The sequence below is a fragment of the Acidobacteriota bacterium genome (assembly GCA_022562055.1).
Classification (GTDB): domain Bacteria; phylum Actinomycetota; class Acidimicrobiia; order Spongiisociales; family UBA5794; genus BMS3BBIN02.
In genome coordinates, this window is the sequence record JADFQA010000003.1 from 59689 (window position 1) to 75678 (window position 15990).

A 15990-nucleotide genomic window follows, 5' to 3' on the forward strand; every position below is an offset into this window, starting at 1 on the left:
CGACCCGACCAACCCAGCGCATTGCTCCGGTATTCCGAAGCTGAGACCGGTCAGACATCAGGGTCGTCGACGACTTTGCCAGGGTTCCACAGCCCATGTGGATCCAGGGAACGCTTGATGAGGCGCATGAGATCGAGTTCTTCATCGTCCAGCACCTCTGCGGCTCTGCGAAACTTTCGCTGCCCAAGGCCATGTTCGGCGCTTAGAGACCCTCCGAGATCCAGAGCCGCATCCTCGATGACCAGTGTGAGCGCTGGGCCGAACACAGTGAACTCCTCTTCAGACATTGCTGGCGGGCGAAGCACGTTGTAGTGGATGTTGCCGTCGCCGATGTGTCCGAATACCAACACCCTGGCATTGGGAACCAGTGCCGCTACCCCTTTATCGGCGGCTGCTATGTATTTCGGAATGGCGCTGATCGGGACGCTCGAATCGCCCTTAACACATGTTGGATCTTCCACAATCAAGGCAGCAATACGCTCGCGAATGTCCCACAGCTTTCGCGATTGTGATGCAGAGGCTGCGATTATTGCATCGGCGATCAAACCATCGTCGGCGGCAGCGCTGATGACATTGAGGAGCATCTCCTCAAGAGGAACTCGCTTTGAGGTCGCCGCAAACTCGGCGAGGACGTACCACTCGTACGAGCTGCCCATCGGTGACGTTGTGGTGTCCACGACGGATTCGACGGCGACACCGCTCATTAGTTCAAAGGTCGACAAGAATTCGTCGAGTTCGGCGCGGCATCTGGCCAAGAGGTCCACGGCCGCCGCACATGTGTTCATTGCAAAGAGCACCGTCTCCGACAACTGTGGAGGCGGAAACAGCTTCAACTTTGCCGCGGTGATGATGCCGAGTGTTCCCTCGGCACCGATGAAAAGGTGTTTTAGGTCGTACCCGGTGTTGTGCTTCGGGAGGCGGTTCAGTCCGTTCCAGATTGCACCACTTGCCAGCACGACTTCGATGCCGAGTACGAGGTTGCGTGCCATGCCGTACCGAACGACGTTCGTCCCTCCAGCGTTGGTGCTCAGGTTGCCGCCGATTTGGCTGCTCAAACCTGCGTGTCGCAGCGGAAACAGCCGATCGTTGTCGGCTGCGAGTTGCTGAAGGTCGACAAGCAGATATCCGGCTTCCACCGTAACGGTGTTCGAGAGCAAATCGAGGTCCCGAACTGCGGTCATGCGTTCGAGCGACACCACCACACTCTTGTCGTCGCCAACGGGCACAGATCCTCCGACCAAGCCGCTGTTGCCTCCGTGTGGCACCATGCTCACCGCTGCTTGTGCGCACACTTGGACGATCGCGGCGACTTCTTCGGTCGTTCGCGGCCGCATCACTGCAATCGGTTGTCCATGATAGTTTCTCGTGACATCCGTTGCATACCGCGCCACCGCTTCGGAGTCGGCGATCGGACCGTCTCCGATGGTTGCAAGTTTCGAGAGCAAGTTTGAGGCCGTCATGGCTGTTGTGTCCTTCGCGGTTTGGAACTCTGTCAGGGGTCGGTCGTCATTGCCGAGGCGATGCCGAGAATACAACTTCGAGGCGAGCCTCATTCTCGCCCGTCACGAATCCGCCGATGCTGGGTGGGTTAACACCGAAGTCGGTGATTACAATTTCGGTCGCACCGAGAATCCGCTGCTGGTGAAGACCGCAAATGGGTTGGCGGAGAACAGACGCGCGACATTGCTGTCTCGGCGACTCTGATCGGAGCGAAACGTCGTCAGGTCGATCGAGATTTCGGAAACTCCGTCGAGGTCGATCATGCCCGAGAGGGTCGTTGTCCGGCCCACGGCGACTGCCGCAAGACCGCTCGCAGCGAGGGTCTCCGGCACACTATATGTGGCCACGCCGCTCTCGATTGTGAACCTCCGTGCGACCAGCGCGTCAATCGACGACGACTCGGAGTTGCCGAGGTCGTCGAGTGCTAGGAACCCAGATTCGATGTCGGAGAGCCCTTGCAAGCCAAGTCCGCCCGCGAGTACAACGACAGAGAAGGCCAGCAGTACCGGCCGCGGGAGCGTCACGCTGTCCAGTCGAGGAACAATGATGACCGTGCCAAAAAAGATAATTGCAGCCAGCGGCGCGCCGAACGTGATCATGTGATCCAGATACGCGATTTGAACCGCCACCAGCCCCACGAGAGTCGCCAGAAATCCCCACACCAAAAGCGCCGAGGATAACCGTAAGAGTGTTCATAAACACCGGGTCAGGCGACAACAGCGGGATCGACACGGCAGCCGCGAGCAGTCCAGTCACACTCCCAACCAGGAGGCTTTTGGGGATTGGAGATGTGGTTGTGGACATGCGTTCCTCTCGCGACAATCCGGTCCAGTATGGCCGATGCCGAACCGCTGCCCGTTCGATTTCGCGGAGATACGCTGGACTCGGCTTCGCGTAGGTGGGCTAATCTCGCGGTCATGCGAACGTTCCACGCAAACTGGTTCTTTGTGACCGTCATTTCGAACGGGCTGGCGGGCCTTTGGGGGTTAGGACTTGCCTACATCAAAAGAGTCCCGGGCCGGGCGTTTTCGGTCGCGCGCGGTATGGCGATGACCGCGGTTCTAGTCCAAATAACGGCCGGGGTGATCTTGTTCAACTCCGGTATTGTTCCCGCAAACGCCTTTCACATCTTCTACGGCATCGTCGCGGCGATTACGCTTGCAATCGTGTATGTATATCGTGCACAGATGGCCCGCAACCCCGCGCTGGCCTATGGTCTGTTGCTGCTGTTTGTCATGGGACTCGGATTCCGCGCGTGGGCTAACGTGAATTAGGGTTGTGACAAAGAGGTACATGCATGTTGCTTGAAGGTAAACGATTGTTGATTACAGGGGTGCTTACTGACGACTCGATTGCCTGGCATGTGGCTCGGGTTGCCCAAGAAGAAGGTGCCGAAGTCGTGCTGACGGGGTTCGGTAGGAGTCTGCGGCTCACGCAACGTTCGGGACGTCGTCTTCCAGTCGAACCAGAGATTGTCGAACTCGACATCAACGACCAGGATCAGCTTGACGCCACGGTTTCGCGCCTGGACGAGAAGTGGGGCGGTATAGACGGGGCCCTTCATGCCATTGCGTTTGCCCCTGGAAACGCCCTTGGTGGGTCGTTCCTTGACACTGATTCGCAGGATGCCGCGGTCACATTCGTGACGTCAGCTTTCTCGTACAAGACCCTTGCGTCCGCGCTTCAACCTCTGATGGTCAAGGCCGGTGGTGGTGCGGTTGTTGCTCTCGATTTCGACAACTCTCAGGCATGGCCGATGTATGACTGGATGGGTGTCGCCAAAATGGCGCTCCAGTCGGTGAACCGTTACCTCGCTTTCTACCTAGGCGAATACAACATCCGGGCGAACCTTGTCGCGGCCGGACCTTTGGGAACGATCGCCGCGAAATCGATTCCGCATTTCGAGCTTTTTGAGACGGCGTGGCTGGAACGTGCCCCGCTCGGTTGGGATGTGTTTGACCCCGACCCCGTGGCGCGCATGGTCTGTGTGTTGTTGTCCGATTGGGCAAAGTTCACGTCGGGTGAAATCGTTCACGTCGACGGGGGTTTCCATGCAGTCTCGATTGGGACGGGTCAGAAATACATCGACGAGCAGCAGCGTCAGCTCGAAGCTGACGCCGCTGAAGACTCCTCGTAGCGTCGATTCTATCTGGCTAGTAGGCGCAGCGGAACGACTCTGGTCCGCGATTGCGGTAGGTGGTGATAAATTCTTCGAGTTCGTCGTCGGCTCCCGAGTAAGCCTTGAGCCGTCTCCACGAGGTGGCGACCACGGGGCTTGTTAGTCGACTGTTCGGCGACAACACCACGTTGTCGTTGAACCGGCTAACGATATCGGCAAGTTCAGTTACGACTTCTGGTGCAAGAGTGGGCTGGTACCAGATAACCACCGTGCCGTGCTCGAGAGCATGTACCGCGAGTTCCCGAGACAACTCTGCTGTGGAGATGCCGCATCTGGGAGATCGGGAGCTGTGGGTTCCGCTCGTTGGCGTCGGGGTGGCGTACGCGAACGTTTGTCCTGTCGCGATATGCACTTGGCCTTCGTTTGGAAACGTGGTGACGCCGTCGAGTTCAGCCGGCGTGGCCCGGCGAACAACGATGAATCCGAAGACGCCGAGGACCAGTACCGCGACCGCAACCGCAACCCCGTTCTTTAGCCGGCGTTTGCGCTGGGCGGCTTGTTTCGCCTTAGCTTCGGCGAGCTTGCGTGCTTCGCGTCGCTGCCTCTTTTCGGCTTGTTTCTGCTTGTCGACCGGTTTGTTTGCGGGGCGTTTCTTCTTGGCCACACCATCTCCTCTGGATGTATCGGTTGTACTTGGCGATCTCGAGATGTAACTGTCGAGGAACTGCGTCTTATTCCTCGTGCGGACACATAACGACGGTCGCTCAGTCGGGGGCGTTCAGGTCAAGGCGGCGAAGCAGTTGGGCATTCACAGCAACGACGATTGTGCTCAGTGACATTAGTGCGGCCCCGACCGCTGGCGGCATGTCGAACCCAAAGGACACGAGGACCCCCGCCGCAAGGGGAATCATGACAATGTTGTAACCCGCGCCCCACCAGATGTTTTGGAGTTGCTTGCGGTAGCTCGCCTTCGAGAGCCGAAGGATCTTCACGACCTCCCGAGGATCGCTCTTCACGAGAACGAGATCAGCGGATTGCACAGCAACGTCGGTGCCGCTGCCGATGGCGATGCCAATGTCCGACCGCACCAGAGCGGGTGCATCGTTGACCCCGTCACCGACCATGCCGACGCGATCTCCCTGTTGTTGCAGTTGAGACACATAGGCGTCCTTGTCGGCAGGCAGCACCTGGGAGAAAACGATGTCGAGACCGAGTTGCGTCGCGACAGCTTGGGCGACCTCATCGCTGTCGCCGGTGATCATGCCGACACGCAGACCTCGCTTCTTCAAGGCATCAATCGCTGGACGACTTTCGGCTCGGACGATGTCCGATATTGCAATTGCTCCAATGGGAGTGGCTCCATCAATCACGTACACCACCGACTCGCCGCGTTCCCCGGCGGTGTCGGCGAACCTGCTCAGTTCTGGAGGTAACGCGATATCCATGCTTTCGAGGAGCCTGGGTCCACCGACGAAGATGTTGGCGCCGGCAACCGTTGCTCGAACACCGCGTCCCTTTAACGCCTCGAACGAGGATGGGTCCGGTACATCGAGGCCGCGTTCTTGGGCCGAATCTCGGATCGCCCGCGCCATCGGATGTTCTGAGTCGCCCTCGACAGCGGCGGCGAGCGCAAGCGCGGTGTCTTGCGAGACGCCGTCGACCGTCGCCATCTCCGCGACCCCCATCTGTCCCGTCGTGAGCGTCCCGGTTTTGTCAAACAACATGACGCTGAGGTCTTTGGCTGTGTCGATGGCTTCACGGTTGCGGATCAGGATGCCGTTTTGCGCGGCGATCGACGTCGTGTTCGCAACGACCAACGGGATCGCAAGGCCGAGGGCGTGGGGGCATGCAATGACGAGCACCGTAACAACTCGAGCGACAGTACGTTGGTCGAGTCCTCCGTAGATCACTGTCCAAACGAGGGCGGTTATGACCGCGGCTCCGACAGCGGTGTAAAACAGCAACGATGCAGCCCGATCGGCGAGAAGCTGGGTCGGCGACTTGCTCGCCTCCGCCTCTGCGACCAATTTCATGATTCCGGACAAAGCCGTGTCGTTTCCAGTTGCGGTGACCCTCGCACGGACGGCGCCAGACCCGCTGTTGATCGTTCCGGCGATCACGGAGGCGTCGATAGACTTTTTCACCGGGCGGGACTCACCGGTGATGAGTGCCTCGTCGAAATCGGATTCTCCGTCGACGATGACCGCGTCGGCCGGGACACTAGCACCGGGACGAATCAGGACGATTTGGCCCGTGGAGAGTTTGTCGGCAGCGACTTCCGTCACCGTCCCGTCGGGCGCTTCGACTTCGGCGGTGTCTGGCATGAGCTTTGCCAAGGCGCCGAGTGCCCCCGACGCTTGGCGGACGCTCCGCATTTCCAGCCAATGGCCAAGCAACATGATGTCAATCAGCGTGACGAGTTCCCAAAAAAAGTCGTCGCCAATGTCGGTGACGAGCGTCAGCATCGAGAAACCATACGCAACCGAGATCGCCAGCGCGATCAGAGTCATCATCGCAGGTGTCCGGTTTCTCAGCTCGAATCTGGCCATGTTGAGGAACGGGAAACCGCCATAGACGAAGATAAGGGTTGCGACTATGGGAACGATGGCGCCCGAACCGGGGAACGTGGGCGCCTCGTAGTTCCCCCACCCTTGGATTGTTTCGCTCCAAAACAGGACGGGAACGCTCAGCGCCAGAGTGATCCAGAATCGTTTGTGAAACATGTTTTCGTGGTCGGTGTGGTCCATGCCCTCATGGCCGCTGTGATCACCGCCGGAGTGCCTCGTCCTCTTCTGATCCATACCGCCGTGGTCCATATCAGCATGCTCCGCGGTAGGCGCATCAGAGTCGCGCAGGATCGGGTCAACGTGCTCCATCTGCCCATGGGGGGTGGTGCTCGACTCGATCAGGCACAGGCGGCAACAGACCGTTGTCAACGAGCCTGAACTATGTCCGTCCGAAGTGATACGCCACTCCTCGGGTCACTACTGATCGCGCCATTGTACGCGCCCCAGGTGAGCGGTGTTGATCGTGCGAGGCGATTCGACCGACCGTGGGCCACCTGTGACTTTGCCAGATCCAGTAGTGGTACCGTTACTTGGTCCGTGTGCGGGGGAGTGCGTGAACGTTGCAGTTGAGGAGGTGCCGGAGTGCAGATAGCGGCTTCTAATGTTTTGGCTGGCAACGGGCGACTCGTCAACGCTGTCTTGTGACAGTGTTCACTTAGAACGCAAAGAGGCTACGCGGAACGCGCGGTACCTGGTTGCCGAAGGCTGGCATGAAGAACTTTCGTGGTGTGCTCATCGCTGTTGGTGTCGCCGCTGCGGTTATCCTCCTCGCGGTTGCAGGTGGAGGCGAGCAAGGCGACACGTCGCTGCCGCGAGACCCGATGACTGGGAAGTCCGTGTTCAGCATTCCAGTGCAGACCCCGGCATTAGTTGCTGAGGGCGAGGTGTTGTACCAAGCGTCTTGTGCAACGTGTCACACCGTTAGCGCCGAGGGTACCGCTCTCGGGCCGTCTCACTTGTCGGTGATCTACAACCCCGATCATCATGCCGACGCCGCGTTTGTTCGCGCCGTTGTTGGTGGTGTAGCTTCCCACCATTGGGGATTCGGCGACATGCCGCCAATTTCCGGTCTTACTGACGACGATCTTGTGCGGATAATTGCATTTGTTCGTGAGAGTCAACGCATCAAGGGTTTCGAACCGTATCCGCCGTGATCACGGAGCGGCGAGACGGGGCGGAGGACGGCCTTCGGATTGCGGCTTGTAGCAGCGGCGCCGACGTCTCGTGGATGGCGGTGCCGCGGGCGTTGAGCCATACTTGTCGCATGCGACTTTCCACAGCGGTCACTGTTTTGGTACTAGTAATTTCCGCGTGTACGTCATCGACCACGTCGCCTACTACGGTCACAAGTACGAACGACATTCCAACAGACGGTTCCGTATTTCCGCGATCGACCACGTCGACGACGGACCAACCAGACATCGTCACACCGACGAGTACGACCGTGTCATCGGCGGAGGCACGGGCGGAGGCGATCAAATTTTCATATGTGGTGATCGCCGAAGAGAATGCGAAGCGGATCGCGGTAGTCGACGCGACCGAACTCTGCCGCGGCGATAGTGGGGTCTGCGACCTCGTACCGCTGCGCTCAATCGAACTCTCCGAGCGGCCCCATAATCTGACCGCCATTGGTGCAATCGTGTATGCCACGCACCCCGTAGCGGGCACCGTGTCTCGAATTGATGTTGCCACCGGCGACGTTCTCAACGTTCGGGTTGGTACAGAGCCACACGACATCAAGCCTGCAGGTGAAATCGGGTTCCTCATCGTCGCCGACGAAAAGGGTCGCAAGCTGCTAAAAATCGACGCCGAAACCCTTGTCGTTATGGACACCGTCGAAATGCCGGGGGAGCCGCACGACATGGTTGTCGACGGTGAAATTCTGTGGGTAACGCTTATAGGCCGCAGCGAACTCGTGAAAGTAGTCGATGGAAACGTCGAACTTTTTGCCACTGGCGGTTCACCGCATGACCTCGTGGTCGCCCGCGACGGGAAGATATGGTTCTCAAATTGGGGTTCGGACCGGCTCAGCATTTTTGATCCCGCGTCTGGAATTGTTCCTGACGCGCCGGTTGGGGTTGGCGAGCCGCAGCACTTTGCAGTCGATCCCGTGGGGAGTGTGTGGATATCCGATGTCGCCGCCGGCGCCGTTGTGGGATTCGTTGGGAAGCGTCCGACGGTCGTGCAAGTTGGAGCGTCTCCGCACCACGTCGTATTCATCGGTGACACGCTCGTAGTCGCCGTTAGTGGCACAGGTGAGACCGTCTTTGTGGAGGGCGGGCAGGTTGTCGCTCGTGCGAGACTTTCCGAAGGTCTTCATGGGTTAGCGATCGTCGAGCTAGCCGGGTCGCTCGGCGGGTGACAACCACGCACCAAGTCACTACGTAACTCGGTGAACGGCAGTCTTCACCGGGAGTGTCAGCACGAAGGTCGAGCCTCCGCCTGGTGTTGGCTCGTACCGAATCTCGGCATCGAGTGTCGTCGCGAGACCCGCAACAATTGACAATCCAAGGCCGGTGCCACCGCGCTGACGGGTTTCGTGGGGCTGGAGCTGTGTGAACGGCTTGAAGATGTGTTCCCGCCTATCGAACGGGATACCGGGTCCATGGTCGATGAAGGCCACACGAACATCGTCGTTTTCGAGCCTGAGCTTGATTTCGATGTCCGAACCCTCCGCGTATCGGAAGGCGTTTGTCAGTAGGTTGGTGGCGATTCGGCGCAGGTGCTCTGGGTCGGTATGGACAATCGGCACGTCTTGCGCGGTCTCGATTGTCACCTCCACCGGCGAGTTCCCCCTTATGAGCTGAACGGTGTCGTGGAGAAATGCCGCGAGTTCGACGGCGACCGGCCTCACGGGTAGCGCGCGGTTGTCGACACGGGAGACCACCAGCAGATCTTCGATGAGCATTCGCAGCCGGTCGGCTTGACGTCTTGCTGAAGAAATGAGGTTGCGCGCGTTCACGTTTCCGGGCAAAAGCTCTGGGCGTTGCAGGGTTGTGAGAGAACCGATGATGGAGGTAAGGGGCGACCGAAGTTCGTGGCTGACTACCGAGACGAAATCGCTTTTCATACGAGCGATCTCCTCGAGCTCGTCGCTGTGGTGCATTGCGTCTTCGTATCTTGCGATCTGACGTACGACGAGAGCTGTTGGGCCGGCAAGAGCGGCGAGTCGTGAGATGTCGTCGGTTGTGAAAGAACCTGCCCTCTTGTCCCCGAGAACCAGCACGCCGATTGTGCGTTGTTCAATCTGGAGCGGGACCATTGCAACCTGGCTGATGTCGAGCAGTGCGATGAGCGGGTCGTGGACTTCTCGTTCGGCCGCGAAGTTGTCAACGTAGGGGGTCCCGGTGACGAACACTCCCTCAGCTTTGTTTGCGTCGGTGAGCTGAAACGCGGTGTAAGGAACTGTTTTAACTACGCCGTCGAACCAGATCCGCGGGACGAGTTCGAGTCTGTCCGTCGCCGAAACCCAGATGAGGGCGCATCCGACCGTTGCGTCAAGTGCTTGAGTGACACGCCCGACAAGATGCGGGAGAACTTCTCGCAAGCTTCCACCCGTACCGATCATCCGCGAGATGTCATATATCGATGACACGTCTTCCTCGCGGAGCTTCAGCGCAATGAGACGCTCATCAATGCTTGATAGCTCTGCTTCGGATACGCCTACTAAACGCTCCGTGCTGATGCGAACGCCGACGATGGCAACCGCGATGACGGAAAATATGGCGATCTGTGCGGCCAACGCGGCAGGGTCATCGGGCGAAAACGGGATTTCGGGGGCTACGTATCCAGCAACGGCGAATCCAGCCACCACCGCGACAGTCCGCGGCCGGGTGAGGAGTGCGCCGGTTGCTACGATCGGGAGTATGAGGGCGCCAAATCGGAGCGCGGGTTCAGAGAGCGCCGGGTCGCCAACGAGGATTGCGATGATGGCGAGTGCCCAAACCGTCTCTGCAACGTCCCGGACGCGCCGATTTCCTTGGGGTGTGCGGCGAAACGTGCTCACGGTGCCGCCGAGGATTGCGAAGGTGGCGAATACGATCGGCGCTGCGGTGATTTCGTTGGCCTGTGAGAGATTCCACAGGTTGCTCCCGACAGCGACGAGGCTGCCGGCGAGCGCGACACGCCGAACTCTCTTGCGGTAGGTGGCCAGGGCAGTGGCAACGAGGTCAGTTGCGATCAGGTATTCGTTGGTAGTTCCGGTAGTGTTCTGCATATGGATCGTGTACTTGTTCTTTTCGGCGGCACCTCTGACGAACATGAGGTCTCGTGCGTGTCAGCAGTTGCAGTAGTTGACGCGTTGGAATCATCCGGCCATCAAGTGATAGGTGTTGCCATTGCAAAAACCGGAGAGTGGTTCGTCACCGATGTGCACCGGAGGCCGTTGCGGGCCGAGGGGCGCGTCGCCGAACTGATCCTACCCGGCGGGCATTTGCGGGCCGCTGGTGACGATGTCGCGTTCGATGTCGTGTTCCCCGTGCTGCATGGACCTTTCGGCGAGGACGGCACGATTCAAGGCCTTTTCGAAGTTGCGGGGGTTCCGTACGTTGGATGTGGGGTAAAAGCATCTGCGGTGGCCATGGACAAAGACATGACAAAGCGTTTGGTCTCCCACGCCGGGTTGGCCGTAGCCGCCAGTGTGACAGTGAACATCGTTGACTTCATGCGTGATCCCGAGAGTGCCATCTCTATGATCAGTGCGGTTACCGGTTATCCGGCGTTTGTAAAGCCGACCGAACTCGGATCCTCGATAGGGATAAGCAAGGTCTTCGACACCGACGCTCTCCGCGATGGTTTGAAGCTGGCGTTTTCGTACGGTGGCCGCGTAATTGTCGAGGAGTTTATTCGCGGACGCGAGATCGAAGTCGCAGTGGTTAACGGTCCCAACGCCATGATGCCGGGCGAGATTGTGCTGCAGTCAGACTGGTATTCGTACGAGGCGAAGTATGAAGATACGACAAGCAAGTTCGTGACTCCGGCACCGCTTTCTACTACTCAAACCTCCGAGGTGCTGCGGCTTGCCGAAACAGCTTTCGAGGTGCTCGGTTGTCGGGGTCTGGCGCGCGTCGACTTTTTCCTCGAAGAGGCCGGGCGCGGGTTCATTTTCAACGAACTCAATACGATGCCTGGTTTTACACCGATATCGGGGTTTCCCATGATGCTCGAGGCCGCGGGACTGTCCTTTGCGAGAGTTTGTGCCGATCTTGTCGCCATCGCATTAGGCACGCACTCTGTGGCGCGCTGACGCGCCGGTTGGCGGTCCGCTGTATTGGCGCGCCGACCTTAGAAGGTGATTACCGGGCAGGTAAGTGTGCGGGTGATTCCTGGGATTGCCTGAACTTTGGCGACCACGAGCTTGCCGAGCGAGTCGACATCCTCCGCCTGAGTCTGGACGATCACGTCGTAGGGTCCGGTGACGGCCTCGGCGCGGGTGACACCGTCGATGTCGACCATCGCGGTCACAACGGCTGCCGCTTTGCCCACATCGGTCTGGACGAGCACGTATGCGTGCACCATATTGAAAGTTTCCCTTCTTCCGATTCCTTGTAGCCATAATACCGCAGGCAAACGACTGGCGTCCCGTCTTGTTGGTAGGGCCTTATCGCTGATGAAGACCGTGTCAGGCCCCGTCAGATCCGAATCTGAGATTCACGGCGTACGTTTCGCCGTCACGATCTTCGGTGGAGAAGTTGACCCGTTGGCCCTGACGCAATAGGCGGAACGCCGAACCGTCGAGGGATCCTGGCCCGAGCAAATACTCAGATCGGTCTGCCTCGGAGATCACGATGCCGAACCCGGTGGTGGGGTCGTAGACTTTTACGACTCCTTGCACGTTATGCCTTCTCTACCTTGCCGGCCTTCAGACATGACGTGCAAACACGCATGCGCTTCGAATTCGGTCCGTCCTTGACACGAACACGTTGGATGTTCGGGAGCCATCTCCGGCTCGAACGCTTGTGCGAAAAACTTACTTGTTTGCCGACCCACGGCTCTTTGCCGCAGACGTCACAACGGTACGCCATGGTGTGGAATCCTCCTGGGGCAGCCGGAATTGTAACACGTCGTCCTTTGAGCGATTCTCAAGCGCTCCGCGGGCGAACTCTAAACTAACCTTATGGCCGGACGTCAGCTATCTTACCTCGCATCGATTCCCGTCGACAACATTGCACGTCTTGGATCGGTCTCGGCAAAGAAGCTGGCGACCGTCGACGTGAATAGCGTGGCGGACCTCCTGCTGCATGTTCCGCGTCGCTACCTCGATCGATCACAACTTTTCGATCTGGGAGGTGCCCCACTCGGCGAGTACGTCACAGTTGGAGGGACTGTGCTCTCGGTTGTCAAGCGTCGTATCTCAAAGGGGCGCGTTATGACTACAGCAGTGATCGGTGATGACTCCAACGTGTTGACGGCAGTGTGGTTTAACCCGTACATCAAGATTGTCGAGGGAGAGGAATTGATTCTCTACGGCACGGTGGAGACGTTCCGTGGTCGGCGCCAGATGAAGGGACCCGAGATTGACAGGCTCGATGCTGAGGACTCGTCGATGGGGACCATTATCCCTGTCTATCCGGCCCTCGCGGGGATCGGATCGCGACAGATTCAGGTCTGGATCGCCAACGCCCTGGCTCGCTCACAGCCCGTCGGTGAGGTGTTGCCGGCGGAGTTGCTCGACCGGCTTGGCCTGATGGACCGCGCAACGGCCTTGCAAAACATCCATTTTCCAAGCGCTCTGGAGCACACGATTCCGGCGAGACGCCGCCTTGTGTTCGACGAGCTCTTTCGGCTTGAGCTGTCGCTAGCCGTGCGAAAACACTTCCAGAAGGCGATGGCGACCGGTGTCCAACACAACGTGTCTGGTCCCCTCGTCGCAGCGTTTGTCGATGCGCTGCCATACCAACTCACGGATGCCCAGCAGAGGTCTATTGACGAAATTCAAAAGGACATGGCGGCCGCTCATCCCATGCACCGCCTCCTCCAGGGCGAGGTCGGTTCCGGGAAGACGGTGGTTGCCGTTGCCGGCTTGCTCAGCGCGGTTCAAAGTGGATACCAAGGTGCGGTGATGGCACCGACGGAGGTCCTCGCTGAACAGCACTACTTTGGCATCGTTGAGCTTCTCCGCGTTGCCGGCTTAGCCCCCGAGACCATCGATCCCGCGGGCGGGTCCGGGACCGAAAGCATGTTTCTCCCGGACGGGGACGGCGACGACGTTGGTGTACGTACGGTTCTGCTCACCAGCAACCGAGCCTATGTCAATTTCGTTGCCGGGTCGGTAACTCGCGCCGCAGTGATCGACTGGATTGCTGACGGTACGGTCGACATCGTGATAGGGACACATGCTCTCATCCAAGAGTCGTTGTCGTTCGACAAGCTCGGTCTCGCGATTGTCGACGAGCAGCATCGTTTTGGTGTGTATCAACGGGTTCAGCTTAGAGACAAGGCCGTCGGTTACGATCCCGACCTCCTCATCATGACCGCGACACCGATTCCCAGGACGCTAGCGATGACGCTGTACGGTGACCTAGACGTTTCCGTGATTGACGAGATGCCTCCAGGAAGAGTGCCTGTGAAAACGCACCACATCGACAGTTCCGAAGCAGCGTTGATGGAGATGTACGCCGCGGTGCGGTCGGAGGTTGCGCGCGGTCGCCAGGTGTTTGTTGTGTGTCCCTTGGTGGAGGATTCAGACAAGCTTGAAGCGGCCTCCGCAACGGCGGAGTATGAGCGACTCATCGAGGTTTTCCCAGAGCTCACCTTGGGCTTGTTGCACGGGCAGATGCGCCCCGACGACAAACAGGGCGTGATGGCGGCTTTCAAGAGCGGCGATATCGACATCCTTGTCGCCACCACCGTTGTTGAAGTCGGTATCGACATTCCTAACGCGACCGTCATGATCATCGAAGACGCCGATCGGTTTGGCCTCAGTCAACTCCACCAACTTCGCGGGCGTGTTGGACGTAGCGAGCACGCTGCAGTGTGTTTCCTAGTCGCTGATCCGGCAACTCCCGATGCGCGACGACGCATTGCTGCGATGGTCGAGACAACGGATGGATTTCAGCTCGCCGAAACTGATCTCGCTATCCGGGGACAAGGCACGGTGTTTGGTGTACGGCAAGCAGGAGTGAAGGATCTCAAGATTGCCGACATCTTGCGCGATGCTGACACGCTGTTCGAGGCTCGTCGCGAGGCGTTTGCAATCATCGAGGCGGATCCGGCGCTTGTTGCGATGCCCGACATGCGTCACGAGCTTGAGGCGTTCCTCGGCGAAGCTGCAGAGTGGTTGATACGTTCGTGAAGATCATCGCGGGTACCAAGAAAGGGCACACGATTGTCGGCCCAAAGGGAAACGTGACCCGACCTTTGACGGGCCGAGTCCGCGAAGCCCTGTTCTCCTCGCTGGGCGGGGTCGTAGAGGGCGCCACGGTCGCCGATCTGTTTGCAGGGAGTGGGTCAATAGGGCTGGAGTCGTTGAGCAGGGGCGCGGCATCGGTGGTTTTTGTCGAAATCGACCGCCGCGTTGGGAAGATTCTTCGTCGGAATGTCGAGAAAATCGGACTCGGCGGTACCGTAGTGTCGTCGCGAGTGGAGAGCTTTCTCGCAAAGACGAAGGCACGGTTCGACTTGGTGTTCGTCGATCCGCCCTATGCCATGAGTGACGCCGAGGTGGCAGCGATCGTGGAGCAAGTCTCCCTCGTGCTCGACGACAACGGCCTGGTAGTCCTGCATCGGCGCGTCGGTCAATCGAAACCGGTGACATCGCTGAGTATCATGCACGAAAGACGCTACGGCGACGCCGTCATTTGGCGTTTGGAGAAAGACACACCATGACTGTCGCACTGGTACCAGGAAGCTTCGACCCACCGACAAAGGGCCACATTGACGTTGTCGAACGCTGTGCCAGCATCTTTGATGAGGTCGTGGTTGGGATAGTCGAGAACCCGTCGAAATCACCGCTGTTCAGTACCGCGGAGCGGGCGGCGCTGCTGCGCGAATGTCTCGAGTTCGACAACGTCGTCATCGATTCGTTTAGCGGGCTTCTTGTCGACTTTGCGAGCACACGGAACATCGATGTGATCGTCAAAGGCCTGCGGGCGATCACCGATTTCGACTACGAAATCCAGATGGCTCAGATGAATCGCCACCTGTCGGGTATCGTCACGCTGTTCGTCGCCACCAAACCGGAGTTTGGGTACCTGTCGTCTTCGCTCGTGAAACAGGTACGATCGTTGGGGGGCAATGTAGACGCTTTGGTCCCTCCGCCGGTAAAGGTGGCCCTCGATGAGAGGTTTCCGATATGAACGATATCAATCCTCCGCCGATTCCGGGCAAGCTGTTGGACATGCTCGACGAGGTCATCCTTGAGATAGAGGGGGCGCGACCGGTTCCTCTATCTAATTCGATCATGCTGAATCGGGATGAAATTGTTGACAAGATGGAAAAGGTTCGCCAGGCGCTGCCAGAAGAATTGAGGGCAGCCCGGTGGATGGTTCGTGAGCGCGAGTCCTACATTGCGCGCACTAACGAGAAGGCCCGCGCAATGCTTCTCAGGGCCAGCGAGGAGTCGAAACGACTCATCTCTGAGTCTCACATCGTCGCCGAGGCCGTCGCCGAGGCGAACACACTTGTGCGGGCAGCTGAGAATGATGCCCGACGTACCAGACTCGAGGCCGAGGATCACGCCGAGCGGCGACTGATCGATGCCGAGTCCGTTCTTGCTGAATCGCTGAGGTTTGTCCAAGAATCGCGAGCAGCGCTTCATGAGAGCAGGCCACCGGCTACGCCAGCCCCGATCTCTGAGTAAGTTCT

General features: G+C 58.8%; 17 protein-coding genes. 9 read left to right on the top strand and 8 right to left on the bottom strand.

Translation table 11 applies throughout. From position 1 onward, the window contains the following. Positions 1–50: 50 nt before the first annotated feature. Entirely contained in the window at positions 51–1460 is a 1410-nt protein-coding gene (locus IIC71_01560) for an FAD-binding oxidoreductase (protein MCH7667881.1), read from the bottom strand. A 147-nt stretch (positions 1461–1607) separates the two neighbouring features. Then, positions 1608–2129 carry a hypothetical protein gene (locus IIC71_01565; protein MCH7667882.1) on the bottom strand — a complete coding sequence of 174 codons (522 nt, stop codon included), beginning with the start codon at positions 2127–2129 and terminating at the stop codon, positions 1608–1610. Positions 2130–2417: 288 nt separating this feature from the next. Between IIC71_01565 and IIC71_01570 the strand changes: the two genes are divergently transcribed. Next, positions 2418–2774 carry a hypothetical protein gene (locus tag IIC71_01570; protein MCH7667883.1) on the top strand — a complete coding sequence of 119 codons (357 nt, stop codon included), beginning with the start codon at positions 2418–2420 and terminating at the stop codon, positions 2772–2774. A 23-nt stretch (positions 2775–2797) separates the two neighbouring features. Next, positions 2798–3637 (top strand): enoyl-ACP reductase FabI, encoded by an 840-nt coding sequence (gene fabI, locus IIC71_01575; protein ID MCH7667884.1) that lies wholly within the window; start codon positions 2798–2800, stop codon positions 3635–3637. Between the two features lie 16 nt (positions 3638–3653). On the opposite strand, the gene IIC71_01580 is transcribed toward fabI, so the two are convergent. Both IIC71_01580 and IIC71_01585 read right to left on the bottom strand, forming a co-directional pair. Continuing rightward, positions 3654–4283, bottom strand: coding sequence for a DUF3105 domain-containing protein (locus tag IIC71_01580; GenBank protein ID MCH7667885.1), 630 nt, complete (start codon positions 4281–4283; stop codon positions 3654–3656). Between the two features lie 100 nt (positions 4284–4383). After that, positions 4384–6366 carry a heavy metal translocating P-type ATPase gene (locus tag IIC71_01585; GenBank protein MCH7667886.1) on the bottom strand — a complete coding sequence of 661 codons (1983 nt, stop codon included), beginning with the start codon at positions 6364–6366 and terminating at the stop codon, positions 4384–4386. Between the two features lie 530 nt (positions 6367–6896). Here IIC71_01585 and IIC71_01590 point away from each other — a divergent pair. Together IIC71_01590 and IIC71_01595 are read left to right on the top strand one after the other, a co-directional pair. Further along, positions 6897–7340 (top strand): cytochrome c, encoded by a 444-nt coding sequence (locus tag IIC71_01590; GenBank protein ID MCH7667887.1) that lies wholly within the window; start codon positions 6897–6899, stop codon positions 7338–7340. Between the two features lie 110 nt (positions 7341–7450). Then, the gene (locus tag IIC71_01595; GenBank protein ID MCH7667888.1) at positions 7451–8548 is read left to right on the top strand and encodes a hypothetical protein; all 1098 of its coding nucleotides are present in this window, start codon (positions 7451–7453) and stop codon (positions 8546–8548) included. Between the two features lie 18 nt (positions 8549–8566). Here the strand turns inward: IIC71_01595 and IIC71_01600 are convergent, their stop codons facing one another. Further along, positions 8567–10402 carry a hypothetical protein gene (locus tag IIC71_01600; GenBank protein MCH7667889.1) on the bottom strand — a complete coding sequence of 612 codons (1836 nt, stop codon included), beginning with the start codon at positions 10400–10402 and terminating at the stop codon, positions 8567–8569. On the opposite strand from IIC71_01600, the gene IIC71_01605 reads away from it, so the two are divergent. Next, complete coding sequence (locus IIC71_01605) at positions 10403–11431, top strand: D-alanine--D-alanine ligase (protein ID MCH7667890.1); 1029 nt, start codon at positions 10403–10405, stop codon at positions 11429–11431. A gap of 38 nt (positions 11432–11469) precedes the next feature. On the opposite strand, the gene IIC71_01610 is transcribed toward IIC71_01605, so the two are convergent. The 3 genes from IIC71_01610 to IIC71_01620 all read right to left on the bottom strand — a co-directional run bounded on the left by IIC71_01610 (position 11470) and on the right by IIC71_01620 (position 12209). Next, a complete protein-coding gene (locus tag IIC71_01610; protein MCH7667891.1) occupies positions 11470–11703 on the bottom strand; it encodes an Lrp/AsnC ligand binding domain-containing protein in 234 nt (77 codons plus the stop codon). 103 nt (positions 11704–11806) lie between these two features. Next, positions 11807–12019 (bottom strand): cold-shock protein, encoded by a 213-nt coding sequence (locus IIC71_01615; GenBank protein ID MCH7667892.1) that lies wholly within the window; start codon positions 12017–12019, stop codon positions 11807–11809. Position 12020: 1 nt separating this feature from the next. Further along, the gene (locus IIC71_01620) at positions 12021–12209 is read right to left on the bottom strand and encodes a 50S ribosomal protein L28 (GenBank protein ID MCH7667893.1); all 189 of its coding nucleotides are present in this window, start codon (positions 12207–12209) and stop codon (positions 12021–12023) included. 92 nt (positions 12210–12301) lie between these two features. Here IIC71_01620 and recG point away from each other — a divergent pair, with 92 nt between their 5' ends. Genes recG through IIC71_01640 form a run of 4 tightly spaced genes read left to right on the top strand, consistent with a single transcriptional unit; the run spans position 12302 to position 15985 of the window. Further along, the gene (gene recG, locus IIC71_01625; protein MCH7667894.1) at positions 12302–14479 is read left to right on the top strand and encodes an ATP-dependent DNA helicase RecG; all 2178 of its coding nucleotides are present in this window, start codon (positions 12302–12304) and stop codon (positions 14477–14479) included. Further along, positions 14476–15012, top strand: coding sequence for a 16S rRNA (guanine(966)-N(2))-methyltransferase RsmD (rsmD, locus tag IIC71_01630; GenBank protein ID MCH7667895.1), 537 nt, complete (start codon positions 14476–14478; stop codon positions 15010–15012). The genes recG and rsmD overlap by 4 nt, the downstream gene beginning before the upstream one ends. Continuing rightward, positions 15009–15482, top strand: a complete 474-nt coding sequence (coaD, locus tag IIC71_01635; protein ID MCH7667896.1) for a pantetheine-phosphate adenylyltransferase — start codon at positions 15009–15011, stop codon at positions 15480–15482. The genes rsmD and coaD overlap by 4 nt, the downstream gene beginning before the upstream one ends. Then, entirely contained in the window at positions 15479–15985 is a 507-nt protein-coding gene (locus tag IIC71_01640) for a hypothetical protein (protein MCH7667897.1), read from the top strand. Before coaD ends, IIC71_01640 begins: the two co-directional genes overlap by 4 nt. Positions 15986–15990 lie beyond the last annotated feature (5 nt).